Annotated in this window: 24 protein-coding genes; 7 read left to right on the top strand and 17 right to left on the bottom strand. The window is 40.0% G+C overall.

The window, feature by feature from the left end; all coding sequences use genetic code 11:
- Window positions 1–383 precede the first annotated feature (383 nt).
- Entirely contained in the window at window positions 384–2,264 is a 1,881-nt protein-coding gene (gene htpG / locus QNN06_RS12395) for a molecular chaperone HtpG (protein ID WP_284037659.1), read from the bottom strand.
- 168 nt (window positions 2,265–2,432) lie between these two features.
- Window positions 2,433–3,902 (bottom strand): PAS domain S-box protein, encoded by a 1,470-nt coding sequence (locus QNN06_RS12390; protein ID WP_249366511.1) that lies wholly within the window; start codon window positions 3,900–3,902, stop codon window positions 2,433–2,435.
- 348 nt (window positions 3,903–4,250) lie between these two features.
- Between QNN06_RS12390 and QNN06_RS12385 the strand changes: the two genes are divergently transcribed.
- Entirely contained in the window at window positions 4,251–4,868 is a 618-nt protein-coding gene (locus QNN06_RS12385) for a YitT family protein (protein ID WP_213116073.1), read from the top strand.
- 55 nt (window positions 4,869–4,923) lie between these two features.
- On the opposite strand, the gene QNN06_RS12380 is transcribed toward QNN06_RS12385, so the two are convergent.
- From QNN06_RS12380 to QNN06_RS12355, 6 genes are read right to left on the bottom strand one after another with little or no spacing between them, the layout of a single operon-like run.
- Window positions 4,924–5,478, bottom strand: a complete 555-nt coding sequence (locus QNN06_RS12380; protein WP_284037658.1) for a hypothetical protein — start codon at window positions 5,476–5,478, stop codon at window positions 4,924–4,926.
- Between the two features lie 33 nt (window positions 5,479–5,511).
- On the bottom strand, window positions 5,512–6,111 hold the full coding sequence (gene cysC / locus QNN06_RS12375; RefSeq protein WP_213116075.1) for an adenylyl-sulfate kinase: 600 nt from the start codon (window positions 6,109–6,111) through the stop codon (window positions 5,512–5,514).
- Window positions 6,098–7,267, bottom strand: coding sequence for a sulfate adenylyltransferase (gene sat / locus QNN06_RS12370; protein ID WP_213116076.1), 1,170 nt, complete (start codon window positions 7,265–7,267; stop codon window positions 6,098–6,100). Before sat ends, cysC begins: the two co-directional genes overlap by 14 nt.
- 29 nt (window positions 7,268–7,296) lie before the next feature.
- Window positions 7,297–8,010 carry a phosphoadenylyl-sulfate reductase gene (locus QNN06_RS12365; RefSeq protein WP_284037657.1) on the bottom strand — a complete coding sequence of 238 codons (714 nt, stop codon included), beginning with the start codon at window positions 8,008–8,010 and terminating at the stop codon, window positions 7,297–7,299.
- Window positions 8,011–8,029: 19 nt separating this feature from the next.
- Window positions 8,030–8,563: a histidine phosphatase family protein gene (locus QNN06_RS12360; RefSeq protein WP_213116078.1), complete on the bottom strand. Its 534-nt coding sequence runs from the start codon at window positions 8,561–8,563 to the stop codon at window positions 8,030–8,032.
- A complete protein-coding gene (locus tag QNN06_RS12355; protein WP_213116079.1) occupies window positions 8,548–9,315 on the bottom strand; it encodes a phosphosulfolactate synthase in 768 nt (255 codons plus the stop codon). The genes QNN06_RS12360 and QNN06_RS12355 overlap by 16 nt, the downstream gene beginning before the upstream one ends.
- 187 nt (window positions 9,316–9,502) lie before the next feature.
- Between QNN06_RS12355 and QNN06_RS12350 the strand changes: the two genes are divergently transcribed.
- The 3 genes from QNN06_RS12350 (at window position 9,503) to QNN06_RS12340 (ending at window position 11,914) form a co-directional block, all read left to right on the top strand.
- Entirely contained in the window at window positions 9,503–10,729 is a 1,227-nt protein-coding gene (locus QNN06_RS12350; protein WP_307852012.1) for an MFS transporter, read from the top strand.
- A gap of 14 nt (window positions 10,730–10,743) precedes the next feature.
- Entirely contained in the window at window positions 10,744–11,025 is a 282-nt protein-coding gene (locus QNN06_RS12345) for a hypothetical protein (RefSeq protein WP_284037656.1), read from the top strand.
- A 124-nt stretch (window positions 11,026–11,149) separates the two neighbouring features.
- On the top strand, window positions 11,150–11,914 hold the full coding sequence (locus QNN06_RS12340; protein WP_213116082.1) for a sulfite exporter TauE/SafE family protein: 765 nt from the start codon (window positions 11,150–11,152) through the stop codon (window positions 11,912–11,914).
- Between the two features lie 56 nt (window positions 11,915–11,970).
- Here the strand turns inward: QNN06_RS12340 and QNN06_RS12335 are convergent, their stop codons facing one another.
- The 4 genes from QNN06_RS12335 to QNN06_RS12320 are packed head-to-tail and all read right to left on the bottom strand — an operon-like array spanning window position 11,971 to window position 16,003.
- Window positions 11,971–13,074: a GerAB/ArcD/ProY family transporter gene (locus QNN06_RS12335; RefSeq protein ID WP_284037655.1), complete on the bottom strand. Its 1,104-nt coding sequence runs from the start codon at window positions 13,072–13,074 to the stop codon at window positions 11,971–11,973.
- Window positions 13,071–13,289, bottom strand: coding sequence for a hypothetical protein (locus tag QNN06_RS12330; RefSeq protein WP_213116084.1), 219 nt, complete (start codon window positions 13,287–13,289; stop codon window positions 13,071–13,073). Before QNN06_RS12330 ends, QNN06_RS12335 begins: the two co-directional genes overlap by 4 nt.
- A 3-nt stretch (window positions 13,290–13,292) precedes the next feature.
- Complete coding sequence (locus QNN06_RS12325) at window positions 13,293–14,447, bottom strand: Ger(x)C family spore germination protein (protein ID WP_284037654.1); 1,155 nt, start codon at window positions 14,445–14,447, stop codon at window positions 13,293–13,295.
- Entirely contained in the window at window positions 14,444–16,003 is a 1,560-nt protein-coding gene (locus tag QNN06_RS12320) for a spore germination protein (RefSeq protein WP_217034124.1), read from the bottom strand. The genes QNN06_RS12325 and QNN06_RS12320 overlap by 4 nt, the downstream gene beginning before the upstream one ends.
- Window positions 16,004–16,167: 164 nt before the next feature.
- Here QNN06_RS12320 and QNN06_RS12315 point away from each other — a divergent pair, with 164 nt between their 5' ends.
- A complete protein-coding gene (locus QNN06_RS12315) occupies window positions 16,168–16,443 on the top strand; it encodes a YqhV family protein (protein WP_213116087.1) in 276 nt (91 codons plus the stop codon).
- 95 nt (window positions 16,444–16,538) lie between these two features.
- On the top strand, window positions 16,539–16,784 hold the full coding sequence (locus QNN06_RS12310; RefSeq protein WP_284037653.1) for an acylphosphatase: 246 nt from the start codon (window positions 16,539–16,541) through the stop codon (window positions 16,782–16,784).
- Window positions 16,785–16,845: 61 nt separating this feature from the next.
- On the opposite strand, the gene QNN06_RS12305 is transcribed toward QNN06_RS12310, so the two are convergent.
- The 4 genes from QNN06_RS12305 to QNN06_RS12290 all read right to left on the bottom strand — a co-directional run bounded on the left by QNN06_RS12305 (window position 16,846) and on the right by QNN06_RS12290 (window position 24,045).
- Window positions 16,846–18,594 carry a penicillin acylase family protein gene (locus QNN06_RS12305; protein ID WP_284037652.1) on the bottom strand — a complete coding sequence of 583 codons (1,749 nt, stop codon included), beginning with the start codon at window positions 18,592–18,594 and terminating at the stop codon, window positions 16,846–16,848.
- A gap of 49 nt (window positions 18,595–18,643) precedes the next feature.
- On the bottom strand, window positions 18,644–19,213 hold the full coding sequence (locus tag QNN06_RS12300; protein WP_284037651.1) for a penicillin acylase family protein: 570 nt from the start codon (window positions 19,211–19,213) through the stop codon (window positions 18,644–18,646).
- Window positions 19,214–19,715: 502 nt separating this feature from the next.
- Complete coding sequence (gene odhB, locus QNN06_RS12295; RefSeq protein WP_213116088.1) at window positions 19,716–20,966, bottom strand: 2-oxoglutarate dehydrogenase complex dihydrolipoyllysine-residue succinyltransferase; 1,251 nt, start codon at window positions 20,964–20,966, stop codon at window positions 19,716–19,718.
- Window positions 20,967–21,156: 190 nt separating this feature from the next.
- Entirely contained in the window at window positions 21,157–24,045 is a 2,889-nt protein-coding gene (locus tag QNN06_RS12290) for a 2-oxoglutarate dehydrogenase E1 component (RefSeq protein ID WP_217034128.1), read from the bottom strand.
- Window positions 24,046–24,213: 168 nt separating this feature from the next.
- Between QNN06_RS12290 and QNN06_RS12285 the strand changes: the two genes are divergently transcribed.
- Complete coding sequence (locus QNN06_RS12285; protein WP_213116090.1) at window positions 24,214–25,098, top strand: LysR family transcriptional regulator; 885 nt, start codon at window positions 24,214–24,216, stop codon at window positions 25,096–25,098.
- A 168-nt stretch (window positions 25,099–25,266) separates the two neighbouring features.
- Here the strand turns inward: QNN06_RS12285 and QNN06_RS12280 are convergent, their stop codons facing one another.
- Window positions 25,267–25,590, bottom strand: coding sequence for a hypothetical protein (locus QNN06_RS12280; RefSeq protein WP_213116091.1), 324 nt, complete (start codon window positions 25,588–25,590; stop codon window positions 25,267–25,269).
- Window positions 25,591–25,653: the final 63 nt, after the last annotated feature.

Raw genomic sequence — 25,653 nt, 5'->3', positions numbered from 1 at the left:
TATCAAGGACATTTCCATCTGTTTTCCGACCGGTTTTGTCCTTGATCCGGCCTATCAAGGACATTTTCGTCTGTTTTCCGACCGGTTTTGTCCTTGATCCCGCCTATCAAGGACATTTCCATCTGTTTTCCGACCGTTTTTGTCCTTGATCCGGCCTATCAAGGACATTTTCGTCTGTTTTCCGACCGGTTTTGTCCTTGATCCCGCCTATCAAGGACATTTCCATCTGTTTTCCGACCGGTTTTGTCCTTGATCCGGCCTATCAAGGACATTTTCGTCTGTTTTCCGACTGGTTTTGTCTATGATCCGGCCAATACTCTAAAAATGGAGAAAAATTTAAAGGATTGCCGCATCACGTATCACGGCAATCCTTTCATCATCCATTACACCATTATTTTGCAAATATTATTCGTAAATTCAACCGGATCCTCAATTGGCAGGCCTTCAATTAGTAGTGCCTGATTATACAATAGGTGTGTATACAATGTCAGCTTGTCTTTGTCTCCGGCAAATGATTCTTTTAAGGCTTCAAAAACCTCGTGATTTGCATTGATTTCTAGTACCTTCTCAGCTTTAATTCCCTGGTTATTCGGCATTGCATTTAGGATTTTTTCCATCTCGATAGAGACTTCTCCATCTGTTGATAAGCAAACTGGATGCGACTTCAGGCGTTTAGAAATACGGACATCCTTCACTTTGCCAGCCAAGGTCTCCTTCATATAATCAAACAGTTCTTTGTTATCCTGCTCTTCTCCTGCCGAATCCTGAGACTTTTCATCTGCTTCAAAGCCTAAATCACCACTAGAAACGGACTTAAACTCTTTATCTTTGTAACTCATTAGCATTCTAATGGCGAATTCGTCAATTTCATCTGTGAAATACAGAATTTCATAGCCTTTGTCTGCAACCAACTCCGTTTGCGGCAGCTTTTCGATTCGCTCATTGGTTCCGCCAGTGGCGTAGAAAATATATTTTTGGTCCTCCGGCATTCTAGAAACATATTCATCTAACGTTACGAGCTTCTTCTCTTTGGAGGAATGGAACATCAATAAATCCTGCAATTCTTCCTTATGGGCACCAAATTCGCTATAGACGCCATACTTTAACTGGCGGCCAAATGCCTGATAAAACTGCTCGTATTTTTCCCGTTCATTTTTCAATAAGCTTACTAGCTCACTCTTGATTTTCTTGTTAATATTTTTCGCTATTAGCTTTAATTGACGGTCGTGCTGGAGCAACTCACGTGAAATATTCAAAGATAAATCTTCTGAGTCGACCATTCCCTTAACAAAGCTGAAATAGTCAGGCAGGAGGTCGGCGCACTTGTTCATAATTAAAACACCGCTCGAATAAAGCTCTAGACCCTTTTCATATTCTGCAGAATAATAGTCAAACGGCATGTTTTCTGGAATATAAAGAATCGCGTTATAACGGACCGCCCCATCCACACTGATATGAATATGCTTCAGCGGTTTGTCAAAGCCGTAACGCTTTTCCGCATAAAAATTTTCATAATCCTCCACTGTCAGTTCGTTTTTATTTTTCCGCCAAATCGGCACCATGCTGTTGATGGTTTCTTCAACTTGATAATCTTCATATTCCGTTTCGCTGCCCTCTTTAAGACGGCTTTTCGACACATCCATTTTAATAGGGTAGCGGATAAAGTCAGAGTATTTCTTGATAATTGCTTTTAAACGGTATTCCTCTAAATACTCATCATAATTTTCTTCTTCGGTATTATCTTTGATTTTTAAAATAATGTCAGTACCGACTGTTTCTTTTTCACATGGAACGATGGTGTATCCCTCGGCACCATGTGACTCCCACTTGTAGGCTTCGTTACTACCTAAAGCCTTACTAATGACTGTTACGACGTCGGCAACCATAAACGCTGAATAAAAACCAACGCCAAATTGGCCAATGATATCATAGCCATCCTTCAATTCATTCTCGCTTTTGAACGCTAAAGATCCACTCTTAGCAATCGTACCAAGGTTATTTTCCAATTCTTCCTTAGTCATCCCAATCCCAGTATCGATTAATCGTAAGGTTCTATTTTCTTTGTCAGCGATTATCTTTATGTAGTAATTGTCTTTATCGAATGACAAGGAATCATCCGTTAATGCTTTGTAATAGATTTTATCGATCGCATCACTCGCATTGGAGATTAACTCACGCAGAAAAATTTCGCGATGCGTATAAATCGAATTAATCATCATGTCCAACAAACGTTTCGATTCCGCTTTAAATTGTTTTGTTTCCATACCCAATTCTCCTTCCATTTTTACCCTTCTCATCATAATTGCAGGAGGTCAATAAATCAAATGATTAGCACTCTATTGAAATGAGTGCTAACAAATATTTAAATATCATAAAATGAAATTCTCGTCAATACAAAAACGGACGGTCTTCCCTCCGTCCGCTAACATTCACTAAATTGGCAGTAATATCTCCATCGTAGTTCCATTTTCATTACTAGAGATATGCATCGTGCCATTGTGATTTTCAATAATTTGCATGCTAATCATCAAACCTAATCCATTTCCATTATCCTTGGTTGTAAAAAATGGCTGGCCTATTCGTTCGAGATGCTCTTTCGGGATACCGCACCCTTGGTCAATAAACCGAATTTTTATTTGATTAGAATCTGTACATTGAACCTCTATAATGATTTCTCCACCCTTAGGCATGGCCTCAACAGAATTTTTGAGGAAATTAATAAACATTTGCTTAAGCTGGTTTTCATCGCAATAAACTTCAGGGATTTCTGTCAGGTAAAGAATATGAATACCTATATTTCTCATAATCGCCTGTGTATCAGCAAGCGTTTTAACGTGCTCTAAAATGGTCGGCAAATCACGTTTTTCAAATTTCATAGACTGCGGTTTCGCTAACAGCAACAATTCACCCAGAATCAGTTCGATGCGGTTCACTTCAGAATTGATAATATCCAAATAACTAGAATTAAATTCACGTCCTGTATCCATTAGCTTAATAAAGCCTTTTATAGCGGTTAATGGATTTCTTATTTCATGGGCGATTCCAGCGGCAAGCTGCCCGGCCACCGTTAACTTTTCAGACTGGAGAAGCAATTTTTGCGTTCTTTTCTTCTCCATTATGTCCCGAATGATAATATGACGTGCAGGTTCGTTTTGATAAATGGCTGGAATAGCTTTTACTTCGACTTCAATAATCGTGCCATCCATACGGACCAGCTTTTCCACGATAAAATCAACAGCCATGCCGTTTTCAACCTTCTTGGCCCGTTGTTTCACAATGTCTGAGTAAGGGCTGTCCAAAAAATCGTAAATGCTTTTTCCAATCACTTCATTTTTATCCTTCGCACCAATTAAATCCACGGCAGTATCGTTGGCAAAAAGGATTAGCTCATCTTTAACAATCGCGACTGCATCAGGTGAATGCTCTACAATATCCCGATAGGTATTCTCCCGCTGCTGAATATCTTCCATAAGCTTTTTTCGCTTTTGTTTGATTTCCGTAATATCCTTTGCTACTGCATAAACGCCTACAATTTCACCATCGATGACAATCGGATAATTTGTCATATTTAAATCAATTAATTTCCCGCTTTTATGAACGATTTGACAATCGAAATTCTGCAATTTGCCGTCAATTGCCTTGTAAAAAAATGAAATGGCTCGATCGAGATGCTCCAATTTCATGACTTTCATATACGTTAATTTTGAAAATTCGTCCGAATTATATCCAAAAATGAGCGCACAAGCAGGGTTTAATGGAATGAAATAACCATCTAAATCCATTGCATAAATGGCATCAGAATCGCATGCGAACAGAGACTGATAGCTATTCAGGCTGCCATTTAAATGCTTTTCTAACAAGATCCGCTTTTCCTTTTTAATATCAGTTATAGAACTTTGCATCACGATCAAAAGTTCCTTTCATTATTTATAAAAAAGCCAAATTAGAAATAGTCAAATGATCCTACTTCCGATTTGGCATGTCAAAGGTCTAGGTGCACTAGTTCATTTTCACTATTTCATATGATAATAGTCATTAATCTTACTATAATATTAATCTTAATAATTTTGATTTTCAATCCTAATATTGCAATTTAAAACATCGGTAGATTGGGAAAACTTTGTTTTTTCACAAAATATTCCCACATATTCTTTTTTCTCAACTCATAAAATGGACAAGAAAGGCAAGTCCAGGGAGGAATAACAGTGAATGTTATGACGAAAATTTTTAGAGATTATTTCTTTTAAATAATGAAAAAAACTTTGTTAATTTACCTATGTTTGCTTTTTGGGGCAACCTTGCAAGGTCTGTCAATGTCCCTGTTTTTATTTCCCCATTCCATCCCTTCCGGCGGTGCGGCAGGACTGGCCATCTTAATGAATTATTGGTTTGGTTTATCGCTTGGCTTCTCCCTATGGCTGGCCAATATTGTCTTCTTACTTTTTGCGCTAAAATATTTTGGCTATACATGGACATTTCGAACCATTCTATCAGTCGCTACTACCTCAACAGTTGTTAGCGTGATTACGACCCAAATACCACATCATCACGTTCATATGTTGTTTGATATGGTTTGCGGCAGCATCTTTTTTGGCATCGGCGTTGGTCTTTTGATTCGTGCAGGGGCATCAAGCGGCGGGATGGTCATTCCTGCGCTAATGATAGCCGCCTATAAAAATTGGAGTCCAGGAAAAGTGATGATGGGCATCAATATGATGATATTTTTATTAACCGCGTTGGTCATTGATTATAAAATTGTCGTGTACGCCATTGTTTGTCAATTCTTTTCAACCAATATTATTGATTTTATTTATGAATTAAGATTTAATCGATTACTTTTCCTTTCTGCCAATTGGCGAAGACGTTAAAGAGTAAAGAGGCTGTCTTGTTTAGGCAGCCTCTTTTTCAAATAGTCCATTAAATCTATAAATACCTCGATAAAATTACAAAAACCCGCTTACTTAGACCCATCCAGATTAAACTGTAGAACAAAGAGAACAGGAAAATTATTACGGAAGTTTTAAAATTAAATATAGATGAGATCGTTGGCCCTAAAACCGGAAACCGAAGAACGTAAAGCAAAAACATGATTCCAATCGAGAGACCAATTCCGCCGGCAAAAGTGATAGAAATCCAACTTTTCCACAACTTGAATGCGCCCCCCATGGAAATTCCTAATAGCCCTGTTGTAAAAGGAAATACTAACAACTCGCTGGGCTGGATAATAGCCAATAGAAAAACGGTAATAACATAAGACATGAACCCAATCCTTAAAGACAACATGGAAGCAAGAACAATGGGCAGTGTAGTTAACATACTGAAGGCATAGCCAATTCCTGTAAAAAATCCGGCGGCCTGCAGGATGGCTGCGATTCCAGCAAGGAGAGATCCTAGTACTAATTTCGTTGTATTAGAATAATTTTGAGTTGAAATTGATTGGGGATTTTGTCCTGAAATATTATTTGTTCCTTTTTTCACGGTAGCCCCCCAAATAAGGTAAAGGAAGACCTGTTAAAGGATCTTCCTTTCCTTTAAATACTCTAAAATTTCTTTTACTGATTCTTCAATCGACATTCGACCTGTTTCAATAATGATTTCTGGATTGTCGGGAATTTCGTATGGTGAGGAGATACCGGTAAATTCGGGGATTTCTCCAATTCTTGCCTTTCTGTACAAACCTTTCGGGTCCCGGTCTTCACAGATTTGAATCGGGCAATTCAAGTAAATTTCAATGAACTCCCCGTTTTCAAACATATTACGAACCTGCGCCCGGTCCTCAAGAAAAGGGGAAATAAAGGCTGAAGAAACGATTTGACCACTGTCCACGAATAGTTTTGCCACTTCCCCAATTCGGCGGATATTCTCTTTCCTGTCACTAACACCAAAACTTAAATCTTTGTTTAAACCATGACGAATATTATCCCCATCCAATACATAACTTCTAAAGCCTTCTTTAAAAAGTGCCTGGTCTACGGCATTTGCCAGCGTAGATTTTCCTGAACCTGATAAGCCTGTAAACCAAAGCACACAGCTTTTATGTCCATTCTTCTGATGCCGGTCTATTTTTGTGATCGTTGATTGGTGCCAGGTAAGATGATTACTTTTCCCCATTTCCTACACCTTCTAGTTTGTAGACTTCCCTCATCCCCTCGATAAGGATTTCAACGACTTCTGGACGGCTGAATTCCTTTGGAGGCTGCTCGCCATTTTTGAGCATCCCCCTGACTTTAGTTCCGGATAAGATGACATGATATTGCCTGTCATGCGGGCAGGTTTTTTCAGAAGCCATGTTCTCGCATTTTTTACAATAAAAGCTATGTTCAAAAAACAGCGGCTTGATTCCAAGCTCCTCTTCGGAAAAATTAGAAAATATTTTTTGGGCATCATAAGTGCCATAGTAGTTTCCTACCCCAGCATGGTCTCTTCCGACAATAAAATGGCTGCATCCGAAGTTTTTCCGGACAAGGGCATGAAAAATCGCTTCCCGCGGTCCGGCGTATCGCATCGCTGCCGGGAAAACGGACAGGAACACCCGGTTCTTTGGATAATAATTTTCAAGTAAGGCTTGATAGCTTTTCATTCTGATTTCGCCCGGAATATCATCTGCTTTTGTCTCGCCGACAAGAGGATTAAGGAACAGCCCGTCAACCGTTTCCAGTGCCGACTTTTGAATGTATTCATGAGCCCTGTGTACCGGATTACGTGTTTGGAACCCAACAACTGTTTTCCAGCCTAATTGCTGGAACATTTCCCTTGTTTGTATAGGGTCTAAATAAAAATCCTCAAACTGGCCTTTTTCAGGTCTTTTTATAAGTGTGATAGGTCCGGCCAGATAAACAGCGGGACGTTCAAAAAGTTTTTTTACACCGGGATGGGCTAGTTCCGTTGTCTTGAATACCTTTTCAGCCTCTATCCGTTTATCTGGTGAAAACTTTTCGGTTACCTTCATGACACCATAAACCTTGTCATTATGAATGAGGTTAATGGTCTCACCGATTGTTAATTCGGCCGCTTTGGTCTGGTGGACTGCCAGAGTAATCGGCAGTGACCACGGCAGTCCCGAAACAAGCCTCATTTTGTGTACAACCGACTCATAGTCGGCTTTTCCCATGAAACCTTCAATTGGACTGTAAGCACCGTTAGCGATTAACTCCAAATCGCTTAATTCCAATTTATCGAGTTCAACATAATTGAGAGTATAGTCCACTACACAATTTAAATTGATTCGATTGACTAATTTCCCGCCATGGGGAATTCTCTTATTCAACGGTTTTACCTCCCCAAATTTCTTTATCTCTAAGTTAAATGGAGTCCGCACTCCGTTTTTGATTGTCCCGCCCAGCGACCCGCCCGCTGGTCACCAGAATCAGTAACCGGCTGGGTACACGGTGCGCAGCCGATACTTGGATAACCGTTATCATGTAATGGGTTATAAGGCAATTTGTTTAAGTCGATGTACGTCAATATATCATCCCAAGTCCAATGAATAAGCGGACAAATCTTGATATTATGGAACTTTTCATCTTTATTGATGTACTGAGTATTGCTCCTTATAGCCGATTGTTCCCTTCTGAGCCCTGAAATCCATGCCTTTACGCCCTGCAGCGCCTCCTTTAAAGGGGCAACTTTTCTTATCTGGCAGCACAAATTTGGATTATGACGCCAAAGCTCTTCACCGTGCTCCTTTGCCTGTTCCAATAAAGATAGCTTCGGTTTTAACATTGTGATGTTAAATGAAGGGTATTTTTCCTTCACCTGATTTATTAATTCATACGTTTGCGGGAAATGAAGGCCAGTATCCAGGAAGATGATTTTTGCCTGTTTATTAACTTTATGAATTAAATCGATTAACACCATTCCTTCTGCTCCAAAGCTACAAGCGTAAACAATTTCCTCGCCATCATATTCCTGATATGCCCACTTTAAAATATCGAAATAATCCCTGCTTTGGCCGCTAATTTCTGCTATTTTTTGTTCGTCCCAATTTTCATACGTAAGTATCGAAGCCATTCCCACCCCTCCAAATTAATTATGAATCCATCGTTAACGTTACAAAGGAGTTATTTTCCAATAATACTTTGTTCATCTCATCAATATGACCATGCTTTGAAAAGGAAATCATAGCTCGAATCCAACAGCCATGGCCAAATACTAACATGTTTTTATATTCCCGATATTTCTCCAAGAACATGGAAATGCGTTTTTCAAGGTTATGAATACTTTCACCTAACACCAGCTTGCTTGGGTTCTCTAACCAGGCATCTCCAAATGCTTCAATCAACATTGCCTTTGGCTGGCCTTCAAATGGGCCAAAATCCAATTCATCCAATAAGCATTCGGTTTCAGGCTGAAACCCATAACATTGTGCTGTTTGTCGTGTTCTTTTTAAACTGCTGGCCAAAACAACTTCAAAAGGAGCAAGACCATTCAACATGCTTTTGTTTTCAGCAATGCCTTTGCGAAATTCCTCAGTTAACGGAGAAATTCCGATATCCCTTCTCCCTTGAAGCATATTGTTGTTATTCCATTCGGTAGGCAAATGGCGGATTAAGGTAATTTGCATTCCTGTGCCTCCATATAAAATGTTTCACTTCTCAGGCCGCAGCGCTGCGCCTCCAACATTAAAACATCCGAAAGCTTCACATTACCCAAATTTACATTAGGCCCAAACTCCCTAATAAAATACATTTGATGCTTTGCTGATGGCGCCTCGAAAATAATCTTATTCGGATCCAAATCTCTGACTAATTCCTGAATCAGGTCAGACTTAACCGTACCGCATTTTTCATAAATGCCGGAAGTCCCGGAATCACGCCCTTCTGTAATAACGTATTGACAACCTGCCTCAAGCAATTGCTTGATTTCTGCTCTCCATTCTGAAATGGGCATCTCTTTCTCGGTATCCTTCGATCCCACCTCGGCAATCACGTTAAAATTATTTTTTAGAAAATAAATCAATTCCAGCCTCTGGTCAAGTGGAATATCCAAGGTCCCATTTGAAACTTCAACCCATTCAATCCCAAGTTCACATAAATAAGAGAGGTATTCCGGGATTTTGTTTTGGTAATAACATTTTTCAAATAATGTGCCTCCACAATAAGGCTTGATTCCGTATTCCTTATACAGGTCCACCTTCTTCTTTAAATTGGGGGTGACATACGCAGAACCAATTCCAATTTTGGCAATGTCAATGATATGGCTGTAATCGGCCAATATATTCCTTAATTCTCCCATAGGAGTTCCGAAGTCGGCGACAGAGGTTAATCCATAAGTTCGGCTGCCGGAAGTCCGTTCAGGAAGTGTTAAAAAATCCATAGGCATTACGCCTCCTCTTTTTTTCTAGGATAGATTATTCAAAAACTGGGTGAATGTGTAGATAATGGGCCTTTTCCATAGAAATTAGGCATTCGCCTTGTATAAACTGATGTCCGCAATCACACACTAAAATAGCTTATTTCAACGATAGGGGTGCACTCCATTGCCTAAACAAAAACACAAAGGCATGACGATTTTTGCAATTGGTTCAATCCCGATGATTTTAGTCTTAGGAAACTCAATGTTAATCCCAATCCTCCCAAAAATGAAATCGGAGTTAGATATTTCTCAATTCCAGGTAAGTTTGGTTATTTCGGTGTTTTCGATTGCAGCAGCCATTTCGATTCCGGTATTAGGGTATTTTTCTGATCGTTTTTCAAGGAAAGCGGTCATCATCCCGGCCCTCATTTTATATGGTATCGGCGGGCTTTTAGCAGGAGCTTCAGCAGCGTGGTTTGGCAGCTCCTATACTTGGATTCTTGCCGGCAGAATCATGCAAGGAATAGGCGCAGCGGGAACAGCGCCTATTGCCATGGCGTTAACAGGAGATTTATTTAAAGGCGGAGAACAAAGTAAGGTATTAGGGTTAGTAGAAGCATCAAACGGTTTTGGCAAAGTGATTAGTCCAATAATCGGCTCGTTATTGGCCCTCATTTTCTGGTACGCCGCCTTCTTTGCCTTTCCGATTTTCTGTTTCTTATCCGTGTTATTAACGATCTTTTTTATCAAGGAAAAGAAAACAAAAAAAGAGCCGCCGCCAGTTGGAAAATATGTAAAAGGCCTTGTTTCTGTTTTTAAAACTGAAGGCCGCTGGCTATTTGCCGCTTACTTGACAGGAGCTGTATGCTTATTTACTTTATTTGGCATTTTATTTTACATTTCAGATATTCTTGAAAAGGACTATCAAATTGATGGAATATTAAAGGGGGCCATCCTGGCCATCCCACTTTTATTTATGACCACAACCTCTTACATCACAGGAAGTAAAATCGGCAAGAGAATGAAGCTGATGAAAGCATTGATTATTATTGGACTTCTCTTGATGACCGGCTCATTTGCATCGTTAATTTTCTTTAAAAAGCTGGTTCCATTCTTTTCTGTACTTGTTATAAGCAGTATCGGAACAGGGCTTGTGCTGCCTTGCATTAACAGCTTTATTACCGGCTCGGTTCCGGCAGACAGGAGAGGATTCGTCACCTCCTTATATGGCTCGGTCCGTTTCTTAGGAGTTGCCATTGGGCCGCCCATCTTTAGTAAATTAATGGATTGGTCACGGTCCGGAATGTTTTTAACGACAGCCGGGTTAACCCTCATTTGCGCTTTGCTATGTATGGTTCTGATTCATGTGGCGAAAAAAGAGTCTTCGAAGGAAAAGGAAAATGATACGCTATTTGAAAAATTGCAGTTTACGTAAGGGAGCTGAAAACAGTGCAAATATATTTTTCACCTGAAGTCATCACTCCTCATTTTCAAGTCCTAAATGTTGTCGATTCCACCAATAAGGCAGTCGGCAATGTTGCCTTCTTATTTGATGAGAAAAAACTGTTCGTGTATGGAATTTTGGAGGAAGAGGGGGTCGGACTCGACTTTAAGGATCTTGTTACCCCTTATATTAAAGGAATGACAAAAGCTAAACCAGGGGTTGATATTTTCTCTTGTTTATATGTTGGCTGTAAGAAAATTAAATTGAGTGAGGAAGAAGAAGAATAATAATATTTTTCGCAAAAGAGGGCTGTTGTCCTCTTTTTTATTTGAATAAATGGGCTGACAAGGCATTTGACTACTTCATATTTTATTGATGAAATGCAGTTTAGAGAAATAGGAGTGTTTGCCTATGAGTGTCGGCATTATCATCATGGGGCTTTTCATTGGCTTTATGGTCGGATTAACTGGGGTTGGCGGGGCTGCCCTTTTAACACCAATCCTCATTTTATTAGGAATCAGTCCTTCGATAGCAGTTGGTACAGACTTATTTTATAACTCGATTACAAAACTATTTGGTTCCATCCAGCATTGGCGGCAGAAAACCATCAATCTTAAACTTGTTAAGTATCTTGCCATCGGCAGCATCCCCAGCGCCCTTTTAGCGGTTGGACTGCTTCATTTATTTGATTCCTTTTTCCATAACCAGGAGCAGATTATCAAGCATGCCCTTGGATATGTACTTATTTTGGTTGCGGCGGCCACCCTATTTAAAACCTTTATGAAAAAGAAAATTGAGTGGAATCCTATGCAGATGAAACCCCAGGAGGAAAAAAAGGCACTAACTATTACAATTGGAGCGGTATTAGGCTTTATAGTCGGATTAACTTCTATTGGTTCTGGATCATTATTTGCCATAGCGATGCTTTACTTGTACCGGATGGGTTCGTCGGAACTGGTTGGAACTGATATAGCCCATGCATTTTTATTAGTTACCGCAGCGGGTTTTATGCACGCCGGAATCGGCAATGTCGATTATTTATTAACACTGAATCTGTTATTAGGCTCCATCCCTGGGGTTCTAATTGGAAGTACATTATCATCAAAGTTTCCTGCAAAACCACTAAGAACAATCATGGCTTTAATGATTTTATTTAGTGGTATCAAATTAATCTAACAACAAGTTGTATCCCATAAAGAAACACGGTGTTTATACCGTGTTTCTTTCCTCATTTAAGACGTATTAGCTGGTTTAGCTTCCTTCCTTTTAAGAACCATTCTTTTCAAAAAAAGAAATAAAATAACAATGCATCCTTCCAAAAAGATTCCTAGTGAATTCCAGGCATAAAAGGAAAAATGGATATGTTCCATGCTGTTTTTAAACAATAAAATCGACAAATACCCGAGAGTTAACGCAATAGGCGGAAGAAATTTATTTGTATTGGATTTATAGAAATAACTAAAACAAAAATTAATCGCATACATTAGAAAGGCGACTTTGCAGAATAAAACCGGGATCCATACTGACACAATGACTAAATCCAGCCGGTCAAGAAAATCAGTTAAGTTGATTTGCTGGACAAGTACGTAGGTTGGATAGGCTGCCTCCCGGACTATTTTTGTTCCTAAAACCGAGATGTTTAAAATAAGAACAATCAAAAACAGAAACACACCCAAAGCTGTACCGGTTATTACTGCTTTTCGGGCTGCCTTTAGCGGGTTCACATTTGCGATAATCAGAATGAAAAAAAACAGTTCCCCTATCCAGGAGAAGGATATAAAAACAGATTTCGTTAATGCTTTAAATGAGCGCAGGCCAGGGAGCGGCTGCAAATTTCCCGCATCCAGTTCGTTTAGCAAAAGAAATGGCAGGAAAAGGACCACAATGATGAGAATAAAAAAATGGATGGCATTAATTCTTGCAATCACCTCTATTCCAGCCATGCTGATATAAATGATGACCAAGGTCGAAAGAACCATTAACATATTAATAGGGGTGTTTGGCAAAAGTACGGATGCCACAAAATCAACAAGCGCCCGTAAATCACGTACAAAAACGAATAAAGCTAAAAAGAAAAATAAAATGATGATCCCTTTTTCCAAAAGGCTCCCTTTTTTCCCAATGGCAAAAAGATGTTCAAACCGTTCCGCCTTCCCTTTCTTTCCAAAAATCAGATAAATGATCAATAGAAAAAATGGAAATGAAAGAATCGGGACAAGCCAAGCGTTCTGCCGTCCCGTATGAACGATGATTTGCGGCAGGCTGATTATGGCTGCACTCATAATAAAGTTTGCGATTAAAAAGATTAACTGAAGATTGGAGATTTTTTCCTTCATATGTTCACAACCATTCTTGACAGCCTTCCAAATGAATCATTTAAAAATACGGTAACACTATTTAATGAAAGATGCAGTCCCGTCAAAACAGTGCATCCGACAGTTAAAATAATGAACAGGAACACCCATTTACGCTCTTTTTTATCAATAATTTTCGCCTTGAAAATAATCACAACATAAATGGTAAGAGATAACCAAACAATCGCTATATCCATACGTTAGTTCCTTTCCACATTCCCGGTATTCGTCGTTCTTTGAATATCGGCGTCCACCATAACCGTTACCTTTAAGTGAGGCAGCATCGATTTCCAATTCTGCTTCCACTCATGCTCCCATTTTTGATGATGACGTTTAAATAAAAACCATCCGAATCCATAAATATCTATACCTTGTGTATGAGCACGTTTTAATATTGAATGGATATCATTCTTTATTTTCTCTTCCATATTTTCAATAATTTTGTTATAGGTTGCTGGGTCTTCGATTCGTAAATTTGCTTCGTTTTCCACCAGATGCCCTGTTACCCTGACGGAAACGGCAAATTCAGGGTTCCCATTCACTATTTTTAAGTTTGGGTGGACACTATTTTCGTTAATATGAACTGTCATTTCCTTATTTTTCGAAACGGAAAAAGAATAGCTTTTCTTTTTCATCCGTTCGAGCAGCCATAAGATGCCGTGAGATTCCCTTTTACTTGTAAAGAAGGAAAGCTTGTCAGCCTTAAACACAGCAAATCTGCCCATTAGTACCTCTTTTCCATCCCTTTCCTTTTTTAATGTCCCAGTTGGTTCAACCATCGGAATGATCAGAGACTTTCCTTGCCGGTCTAAATTTTGCAGGACATCCATCACGGTCAAGTTCGCACCTGCTTTGGCCATTTCCCGCATCGCTTCAGCGGACGATAGTTCCATTCGCGGCTGGGCTTTTAACATTTTAACAGCCTCTCCTTTTGAAACAATTAGAAAGGTTGATAATCTTGACTGAGGCTGGGTAAAAACAGCATTAAGAATTTCCCTTATTCCTTCTTTTGCCTGATCCTCACCAATTACCAAGACCCTGCGGTGAGCAAAATAAAGCTTTCTTGATAATCTTGCCTGGATGTCTTCAACACCTTCCCTGATGTTTCGACCAGTCCCGGTTGCGATAAGAAAAGGCCCCTCACCGCTAGTCCCGCCGCCTCCCCCGCTCGAGCCTGTTCCGCCTAAAGAGCTTGGCAAGGGTACCTGCACCGAAAAACGGTATTGCTGCTTCGGGCCCTTATCAACTCCCGTTCCAACTACAAATGCCAAATCGTTTATTTCCGTTCGATCCCAACAGCCCGTTAGTGGTATGAGAAGGAACAGGATCAATAATAAAATCCGGGCCTTCTTCATGAGGGACTCCCTTCTTCGCCAGCCTTTGGAGGGCTAGGCATTAAATGATCAGCTTGTCTGATTACATCCTCTTTTACCAACTGATTTGGTCTCTCGTTCATTGCCCACCATGGGACCCTGATTAAGGTATCCTTTAGAGCTTTAAATGACATTGGGGCGATAGGCCAAAAATATGGAATCCCAAACGACCGTAATTTGCATAAATGTGTCAAAATAATCAGGAATCCCAATACTACACCAAACAGTCCAAACATACCGCCTAGAATCATCAGCGGAAAGCGGAGCATCCGTACAGAAATGGACATATTGTACCTTGGAATTGTGAATGATGCGATGCCCGTAAGCGCAATCATAATAACCGTTGGCGCGGAAACTATACCGGCTTCTACAGCCGCCTGTCCAATAACCAGAGCACCAAGAATCCCTACTGCCTGTCCGACAATTTGTGGAAGTCGAATTCCCGCTTCCCGCAATGCTTCAAACGCCAATTCCATAATCAATGCTTCTACAAACATGGGAAACGGTATGGCTTCCCGGCTTGCGGCAATCGATAAAAGAAGCGAAGTGGGAATCATCTCCTGGTGATAGGTGGTTACAGCGACATAAATACCCGGTAATGTGATGGCAATAAACACGAAGGAAATTCTGAGCAACCTTAAAAAAATAAAAATATGAAACCGGTCGTAATAATCTTCACTTGACTGAAAAAACTGCCAAAAGGTTGCCGGCAAAATTAATACAAAAGGTGTCCCGTCAACGATGATGGCAATTCTGCCCTCGAGGAGGTTAGCAGCCACTGTATCAGGTCTCTCGGTGTTTTGGATTTGGGGAAACATGCTCCAAGCACTATCCTCAATGAACTCTTCAATATAGCCGCTTTCTAATATCCCATCGATTTTTATTCGCTCAACCCTTGAGAGGACTTCTTCCACTAATTCCGGGGGCGCCAAACCTTCCACATACAAAATGGCTAAGTTCGTTTGGGTTTCTTCTCCGACGTCTTTTGAAAGAATTTTTAATCGATTGGAGCGGATCTTATGGCGGACCAGAGCCGTGTTTACCCTTAATATTTCGGTAAACCCTTCACGCGGTCCACGGACGGCGGATTCTGTAGTGGGCTCTGAAACCCCTCTTCTTTCTCCCCCTTTAGCATCAAAAATTATCGCCTTCGTCAGCCCATCAACCAAAAGTACGGTATTGGCTTTCAATACGTTTTTAACCACATCATCCAATTTGATTGTTTCAGATACAGAACTGATCGAAATAACTCTTTCTGTTAAAAAATCTGCTGTAATCCGGTTCACTTCATTTTCTTCTATCAGTTGTTTTAACCCATGAAGTTCAATTGCTTTCGTATCTACAAAGCCATCTACAAACAGCAAATAGGCATGGACGTTGCCGGCAATCAACGGACGGAAGACAACATCGGTACAATCCTGAAACAGCTCTTTTAAAATTTCTATATTATCCTTTAAATCAGCTTGAATTTCCTTATGTGTCTCATCACTTGATAGGGATTTTTCTTTAGAGGATTTCAATTTTTTTAATTTCTTCATTGGAGTCCTCCGTGTCAATAATTTTGGCCGTGGATATTTCAAAACCATTTTTAATATTACCCAGTAGTTGAAAATTATCCCTTTTGGTATTTTTAAAAACTTGTCCTTGTATACGGATTGTCTTCATATAATGAGAATGACTAACTGTTTTCAGGGGGTTACATATGTTTATTTTTATTGAAAAAGCTGTTTTGGCCATGGCTATGTTGAGGGTCTTGTCTGGCAGTATCGAAATATTTGCTGCTGTGCTGATGATAAAATTTAATTCAATTGAAAAAGCTCTAATCGTAAATAGTTCACTTGCACTGGTCGGGCCAGTGATCCTCATATTGACAACCACCATCGGCGTTCTTGGAATGGCAGGTGGAGAATTATCGATTGTAAAAATATTGTGGATCTTTCTTGGGGTAAGCTGTATTTTAATTGGGGTGAAATGGTAGATAACTAAAAATGAATTACTTTTTGCCGTTTCGTGAGTAAGTAATATATAATTCACAGATTCTTCGAATGGAATTAAAGGGGGTCTAAAATAACAATGATTCGGTATAAAATTGTCGTAAACGGGCTTGTCCAAGGTGTGGGTTTTAGGCAATTCACCCTCCGAAAAGCAGGTTTTTATGGTATCTACGGATGGGTGCGGAATTTGGAAAATGGAACAGTAGAAATTGAGGCAGAAGGGCTGCAGGAAAATATGGAACATTTTCTATCAGGTAATCGTGGAAAAATTGAAACAGCCTGCATTATGGCTACAAAATGCTTAAAGATTGGAAATAAAAACTGACCCAAAAGAGTCGTTATTCAAACAGCTTTTGGGTCAGACTGGTTCAACTTAAATTGTATGACTATTTAAAATTACTCATCTGACGGTATTCATAGTTCCGATAAAGATTTAACATTTTCCATAAATTTGGATTAGTAATATCTGGAGTTCCACTTTGGTTCAAACCAATATAAGCATTGATTCCATATGGCCAGCGGCTCATTCCTACCGGAACAGTAATCCCATTACTATTGGCATTTTTTTCGACGAATTTTACCATAAAGGAATAGGTTCCTGATGTTTGAGTCGGGAATTCACCAATCTTATTGAATAATGGATGAGTTATGCTGGTCTTTGGTCTGGATAACTGCCATTTACTAATATCATGAGTTTTAAACTGAGTTGAAAGCTGCTCTAGTGCACCTATAAAGCTTTGTAAAACGAGCTGCTCTTTAGTTTCAATTTCAGGTGTTTTGATGTTGTCAAAATAGTTCCGCGACGATAATGTTTGTTCATTCAAAGCGCGTAAAAGCATATTAATCCGATCGTCTTCAGTAGAGGTAAATGTAACCAAGCCCTTTAATTCATCATCAAACACACTACTCAATAATGTAGCAATCCATTTATCAAATATTAATTGTTCCGGTTTAAGCTGGGTACTGGTAACTACATCATCAATACCATGCCCATTCCAATTTGCTAGCAATTGATATGCACTATTCAATTTTTCATAGTTAGCATCCTCTTTCGGAACACCTTTTAGGGCATTATCCAAAAGCGGTAATAGGTCAGTAATGAGAATACCAGCTTCATATAGTCCTCCTGATGTTCCCATCTCGGTCCCAATTTTCTTTTGGACCTTTAGCATATCTTCCATAGTCATATTTTTCATATCTTTTAACTCGCGTTCTAGCCAGAGCCCACGATTATATGGACCAAAATAACGGGAATCGGGATTGTTAGATGATGGCGTGGATTTGCCATTCCAGCCGGTTACAAACCCTTTCTCAGGATTTATAGCAACAGGATTTGGTAGATACTCTCCGGTCCACTCCATATCCCCTTCACCACTTAATGGAAGACGGAAATCAGAGTTGGCCGGACGGACCGGCACTAATCCAGCTTGTGTATAGCCTATATTTCCTTTATCATCTGCACCGACCATATGAAGGGATGTGTAAACCTCTTTTGATCCTTTAATAAGGTCTTTGACTGAACTAGATTTCATCAACTCTAAAAATCCACCGATACTGCCGGCATCCTTCATCCAATGTGCTGATTTCCAGGTAAATACCTTGTCACCTGTATAAACGTTCGGGTCAAAATCTACAGGAGCAATTACAGGACCATGTACCGAACGGTAAACTGTGTATTGAACAGAGCCTCCACCTGCAACTGATATCGTTTCAACATGTTTTTCGAAATCAACCCATTTTCCTTTATACATATATTGGTTTTTATTGTTTGGATTTAGTGTTTCTTGATAGATGTCAACATTGTCACCCATACCAACCATAAAGGACCATGCCAAATGGTCGTTCATCCCAATGGCAATTACCGGCATACCTACAACGTTAAAGCCCTCAACATCATAACCTGAGCCTCCAGTTAAATGCGCTTCATAAACAATACTAGGATAATCGAATCCCATTTGTGGATTCCCAGATAACATCGGGCGGCCTGATTGCGTTTTATCCCCGGAAACGACCCACGCGAAACTGGCGAGTTGAGCTGTTGCACTTAAACCTAATTTTTTTGCCTCGTTATCGGCTTTTTGTTCTAAATTCCTAAAAGATGAGACTTGCTCCGAAACATTCTTAAGGCCGGCCAAATATTGCTCTGCTGTTTTTTCATCAAAAATTCTTGCTTTATTTTTATTATTACTCTGCAGCGTTATTTACATAGGTCGGAGCGGTCGGGTCATTTGCCCAATACCTGTCATTAAAAATTTTCCAGCCTTCGACTTGTCCGTGGGCAGCTATAAGTTTCTGCAAATCTTTTAGCCTCGTAAGTTCTGACCCGCCAATAGTGCCGAAACGACGCATCATGGCAGTCCCTGCTGCAAGGGAGTCAGAAATCTCCCAATTCGTGGGCAAAATCTTTAATGCTTTGAACTCAAGAGGGAGAGTATTTGGATTACTCTTCCATTCTTCTATTCTTGTATTAATCCCTTTTACATAGGATCTAATCGCTTCTTGTTCTTTTGGGCCCATAGAAGCATAAATCTGATTATACTCGTCTTCAGTGTAACCTTGTAGTCTTACCTTTTTGTCGGCGGCTATGTAACTTTGGCCGAATATTTCTGCTAATGACCCTTTCGCACCGCGTTTAATAATTTCAAGCTGCCATAAACGGTCCGTAGCTACTGTATAACCCAATCTTTCAAAAAGTTGCGCATCTGTATTAGCGGAAATCTTTGGTACATCAAAGTTATCCCTAACTACACCCACTCCAGGTGACTCTTTTTTATCTGCGAATGCTGCCTGCTGCGCTGTAAATGGAAATAATGACGATGCACATAGGGCCGTACTAAGGACCAGGCTGGATAAAACTTTTTTTTTTCATTTTTCTCCCCCTCTTAACATTAAAAGAACTTGTACATAATATTCATTATAAAGAACAATTCGAGTGTTATTAATCTAAATCATCCGACATTTCACTACCTAAATATACATTAATCTACAGAAATAAGTATTATTTATGATTAATTGGATGACAAAAGTTTTGTTCTTAATTAGGGACGTACTTTTATATAAATTTATTAGATACAAAAACAACTAGAAGAAGTCAATCTCGCTTCGAATATTTCCTATTACCAAGTAAAGCCCTAATTTTTTCTCCATTATCTTCTCTTCTCTAAAAAACGGGAGTGATCGCTCAGTATCATCCCGAACAAAACACATGAAAAAGGTGTGCCCTGAGTTAGAACACACCTTGCAAGTCTTTTATTTTTTATCCCTCTAATAATAAAGAGTGCGGATCTTCCAATAATTCTTTTACTGCTGCCAGGAAGCTGACAGCCTCTTTTCCGTCTACAATTCGGTGATCGTAAGACAAGGCAATATACATCATTGGACGGTTTTCCATTCGTTCTGCATCAATTGCAACCGGTCTTGTTTGAATTTTATGCATTCCGAGAATACCCACTTGCGGGCTATTCAAAATCGGTGTTGACATTAATGAACCGAAAACTCCACCGTTTGTGATCGTAAATGTTCCGCCTTGTAAATCATTTAAAGTAAGGGCGTTATCACGAGCCTTTTTACCAAGAGTGCTGATTTCTTGCTCGATTTCGGCAAAGTTTTTCTGGTTGGCATTACGGACAACTGGTACAACCAAACCCTCTGGGGCTGCTACGGCAATTCCGATATCATAAAACTTTTTAAGAATTAATTCATCGCCTTGAATTTCAGCATTTAAAAGAGGGTATTGCTTTAAGGCTGAAACCACGGCCTTTGTAAAGAAGGACATAAACCCTAAACGAACACCATGTTTTTCAAGGAATGCATCCTTCCGCTTATTACGTAAATCCATAATGGCGGACATGTCCACTTCATTAAAAGTAGTTAGCATCGCAGCAGTATGCTGGACCTCCACTAAGCGCTTAGCGATCGTTTGACGACGGCGGGACATTTTTACACGTTCTACTGGTTTATCAAACTCAACATCTATTTGTTGTGCGGCAGGTTTTGGGCTTGCCTTTTCTACTTTTGGTGCTTCCGGAACTGCTGGTGTTTGCGTATGTGCTTTCACATCATCTGGACGAATTCTGCCAAGCGGGTCACTGCTGTTTACTTGGTGTAAATCAATTCCCAACTCTCTTGCCAATTTTCTTGCCGCTGGTGAAGCAATCGGACGGGCGGCTAGAGAAAGTTCCGGCTCAGGCTGGGTGATTGGTTGATTGTTTGTTTCTTGTGCCGGTTTTTCCGGTGCTGCTGTCGGAGCAGCCGGTGCAGTTCCTTCAGCTGCATTCTCTTCGATAATGGCAATAACATCGCCAACTTCTACTGTATCACCAGGCTCTTTTAATAGCTTAGTGACAACCCCTGAGTCTTCGGCATTTAATTCAATATTTACTTTGTCCGTTTCCAACTCTACGATACTATTACCCTTGGTGACTTTGTCTCCAATATTAATGAGCCATTGTGAAATGGTTCCTTCTGAAATGGATTCCGCGAGCTCTGGTACTTTGATTTCAATCATGTGTCAAATCCTCCTAGGTATTTGTTACGTCAGGCTATTAATTTGAATTTTGCCAAATAGTGTGGCTCTATGGATATTTTTCATGGAATTCCCAGATGTTTTGTCCGATAGAACGTTTCTATTGGACAATTTCCTCTGCATTCACCAGCGTTTTGTCCATTAAAGTTTTGCTAATAGACTCTTTTCATTTTCAGCGTGTAACAAATTGTGTTTTTTGTTTCTGTGTATCTACTAAACTCTTAGAATTTAATGCCTGGTGGACAATGCGTTCTTGTTCCGTTTTATGAACGAGTGGATCTCCGCCTGCCGTGCTTGAACGGTACTGACGTCCAATGTAGCCGACTGACAGTTTGCCCGATGCAAGTTCAAAAAGGGTTGGTGCAATATAATGCCACGCTCCCATATTCTTCGGTTCTTCCTGTACCCAAAAAATTTCATTCAAGTTTGGATAACGCTTGATGATTGCTTCTATTTTTTCGTGTGGGAATGGATACAACTGTTCAATACGTACGATGTGTATCTCATCCAAGTTACGATTTTCTTTACTTGAGTCGATCTCAACTGCCAAATCGATGGCCATCTTACCAGTTGTTAATACTAATCGTTTTACTTTATCTAGCGCTTTTCCGAGTTGCGGCTGTTCAATGACCGTTTGGAAACTACCTTCGCTAAGAGCGGAAGCAGAAGAAGCGACCTGCGGGTGACGAAGCAGACTCTTCGGTGTCATAATCACTAATGGCCGAACAAATTCTGTTCCTAAAGTGGCTGCCTGACGCCGTAAAACATGAAAATATTGGGCCGCACTTGTCAGGTTGGCAACAGTCCAGTTGTTTTCAGCCGCCAACTGCAAGAAGCGTTCCGGACGAGCGCTGGAATGCTCAGGGCCTTGGCCTTCATAACCGTGCGGCAGAAGCAGAGTAAGCCCTGACTTTTGCCCCCATTTTGCTCTTGCCGATGAAACAAATTGATCAAATAGCGGTTGTGCCGTGTTGGCAAAGTCGCCATACTGCGCTTCCCACATGACAAGTGTCTCAGGTGCAAATACATTATATCCATATTCATAACCTACTACTGCCGCTTCCGATAGCGGGCTATTATGAACCGCAAACGAAGCGCCTGCCTGCGGAAGATGGTGCAGTGGTGAATACGTTTGGTTTGTTTCTGCATCATGAAGAACAATGTGCCGCTGCGCAAACGTTCCGCGCTCGGAGTCTTGACCCGTAAGACGGATCGGTGTGCCTTCTTGTAACATCGTCGCGAAAGCCAGCACTTCTGCTACTGCCCATTCCACTTTTCCGTTCTCTTCCAAAGCTGTTTCACGGCGCTCAAGAATCTTCTTTAATTTTGGATAAATATGAAAACCTTCTGGCCATTTTAGCAATTCACGATTTATTTCTTGAAGAGTGCCAAGCGGTACTTTTGTTTCCAAAGGTGGAATTCCTTTCGCTATAACACCCGGAACCGCTACTTCTGCCGGTGGTTCACTCTGCTTCTTCTCTGACGCTTTGTCATACTCAGTCTGCAATAGTTCCTGCACGCTAAGATTGATTTGTTCAACTTCTTGTTGATTTAGTGTTCCGTTGTTTAACAGTTGAGTAGAATACAATGCTCTTACAGTTGAATGCTTGGCAATTTTTTTGTACACCTGTGGCTGGGTGACCGCAGGATCGTCCATTTCATTGTGGCCAAAACGGCGGTAACCGACTAAATCAATCACAAAATCCTTTTGGAAACGAGCACGGTATTGATAAGCAAGGCGAACAGCTGCCAGACATGCTTCTGGCTCATCTGCATTCACATGTACAATCGGAATCTCAAATCCTTTTGCTAAGTCACTGGAATATCGAGTTGAACGAGAGTCGTGGCTATCTGTCGTAAAGCCGACCATGTTATTCGCAATAATATGGATGGTTCCTCCTGTTCGGTATCCCTTTAATCCACCTAAATTCAAAGTTTCCGCTACAATTCCCTGGCCCGGAAAGGCTGCATCGCCATGGACCAAAATCGCAAACGCCTTTTTAATATCCTGCTCCGGATAACCAGGTTTCTTTCGATCCTCTTGGGCTGCCCTTGCAAAACCTTCGACTACCGGATTGACAAATTCAAGATGGCTTGGATTATTCGCCAAGGTAATACGAGTGCGAGGGGTACCAGTGCCTTCAACGAATCGATTGCGTCCTAAATGGTATTTCACATCCCCTGTCCAGCCCTCGCTAATGTCGACTAAATCTGCTGACGGACCTTGTTGTTTGGCGTGGGAGTGCTGAAATTCAGAGAAAATCTTGCTGTATGGTTTTTTTAACACATGTGCGAGAACACTTAAACGTCCGCGATGCGCCATCCCAATTGCGACGTTGCAGACTCCTTCTTCGACACCTTCACGCACTGCTTCATCAAGCATTGGGACAAGCATGTCTACACCTTCAATGGAAAATCTTTTTTGACCAACAAAGGTTTTGTGTAAAAATTGTTCAAATCCCTCAACTTCTGTCAAACTCTTTAATAGGTTTGTTCGTTCTTCTTTAGATAAGGAGCGTTGTAAGGAACCCGTCTCCACCATCTGAGTCAGCCAAATTCGTTCCTCCGAATCACTAACATGCGTAAACTCGTATGCAAGGGCTGATGTATAGCGTTCCATTAAACGATTCATGGCCTCAAATGCGGTTTCAACATCTTTCGGTGCCTCTTCCCAAACCAATTTAGCTGGTATCGCTTTCAAATCCTGTTCACTTATTCCATGTTTTACAGGATTGAACAACTCTTGACCCTTTCGATTCTCCTCCAAAGGATTTATGTTTGCTGCCAAATGGCCATTTGTACGAATGTTTTCAAGCAGTTTGGCCGCTTTCAATACTTTCTCTATACTTGCTGAAGGAAGATCAGGTACATTTCCAATGGTTTCTTTCATTTGATTTGTTTCATAGGACAAAGGTGAGCCCCATTTAATGAAAAGCTCTTTTAAATTTAGATCAATGGATTCTTCTCCGTTCGTGAACCGTTCATATTGTTCAATCACGTATCCAAGGTTCGGACCAATAAATTTTTTCCATGGATTTGGTTGGTTGTCGTTTACTCCCATTTACAATACCCCCATGATTCAGTTCTTATGTTTTATATTTAAATAGATAAATAGTAATAATTATCAATTGCCTATGGATAAGGATAATGTAATAATTGAAATAAATAAAATGCTAAAAAATTATATTTTATTATAAAAATTATTTATATCAGATAGATAGGTGGAACAATGGATTATCGTGATTGGGAAATATTGAAGGTGCTATATAATCAAAAAAATCTAACGAAAACAGCTCGTCTATTATTTCTGACTCAACCTGCGTTAACGAGCCGATTAAAACATATGCAGGAAGAGCTGGGTGTTAAAATCGTAACCCGTGAAAGCCGGGGTGTACATTTTACCCCTCAGGGAGAATATCTGGTCCATTGTGCTGAGGAGGCACTAGCCCATTTTCAAAAAGTAAAAGAAAATGTCCAAAATATGAGCAATAACGAAAAGAATGAAGTGGCAGGTACATTGAAATTGGGGGTATCCAATTATTTCGCGAATAATGAACTTCCATATCTTTTGAAATTATTCAAAAATCAATATCCCCATGTGGAATTCAAAGTGATAACAGGATGGAGCAGAGACGTAACTCAGCTCATACACAATAAGGATGTTCATATCGGTTTTGTTCGAGGAGACTATGGCTGGAGGGGGCTATCAATACATCAATTATTTGAGGAAACCATCTGTATCGCTTCCACGAAAAAGATTGATATAACGGATCTTCCACGTCTTCCAAGAATCGATTATCGAGGGGATTACCTCCTAAAATCAATAATTGATCATTGGTGGGCCGAAAATTATGCGGAAGCACCCTTTATTAGTATTGAAGTCGACCAAGTTGATACCTGTAGAGAGATGGTTATAAATGGGTTAGGATATGGCATTTTATCCAGCAGGGTACTTGACGGAATAGAAGACATTTACAAAATCCCATTAACAGATCAAGAAGGAAATCCTCTATTGCGAAGAACTTGGATGTACTATCATAAGGAATCAATGGAATGGAATGTTGTAAAAGCATTCGTACATTTCATCGAAAATTTAGATTGGAAAAATCATTGATTATTAGATGTGCTAAATAAAAAGATTTCAGACTAATTTGGTCTGAATCTTTTTATTTTATGGAGTTTGTTAAAACTGTCAATGGCATATCCGGAAGCTCCTTAGCCATGTACCATGCCGATAAATAAAAAAACACTCAAACAGTTTGAGTGCCTAAATGGTGCTTGCTTATTTAAATTTTGTCCAATCATACATTTTTTGTCTTTGTTTTCTAAGCCGTTCTTTCTTTTTACTTTCAACTTGTTTTTCTTGGATGAAATTCATGATGAAACCACAATCTTCACAAATGTAGGTAAATAAATTTGATTGCTCCGGAATGTTTTTTAATGGATGTTCCTCTTCAGATTCCAGTAAGAACTCTAAGTCAGCATCAGCAGCCTCATTAATTTTATAATTCTCATGGTACCTTTCATATTTCACCGCAATATATCCTTTTCGAAAGTGGGTACCATTGCAAACAAGACACTCAATTTCATTTGTTTTATTTTTCAATATCAACACCTCCAATAGAAATTTTATTAAGATGCCTTATTATTCAAGACCGCTTAACCAACC

The sequence above is a fragment of the Neobacillus sp. 114 genome, assembly GCF_030127045.1.
Classification (GTDB): Bacteria; Bacillota; Bacilli; order Bacillales; family Cytobacillaceae; genus Neobacillus; species Neobacillus rhizophilus.
This window is presented reverse-complemented; position numbering and strand designations above follow the sequence as displayed.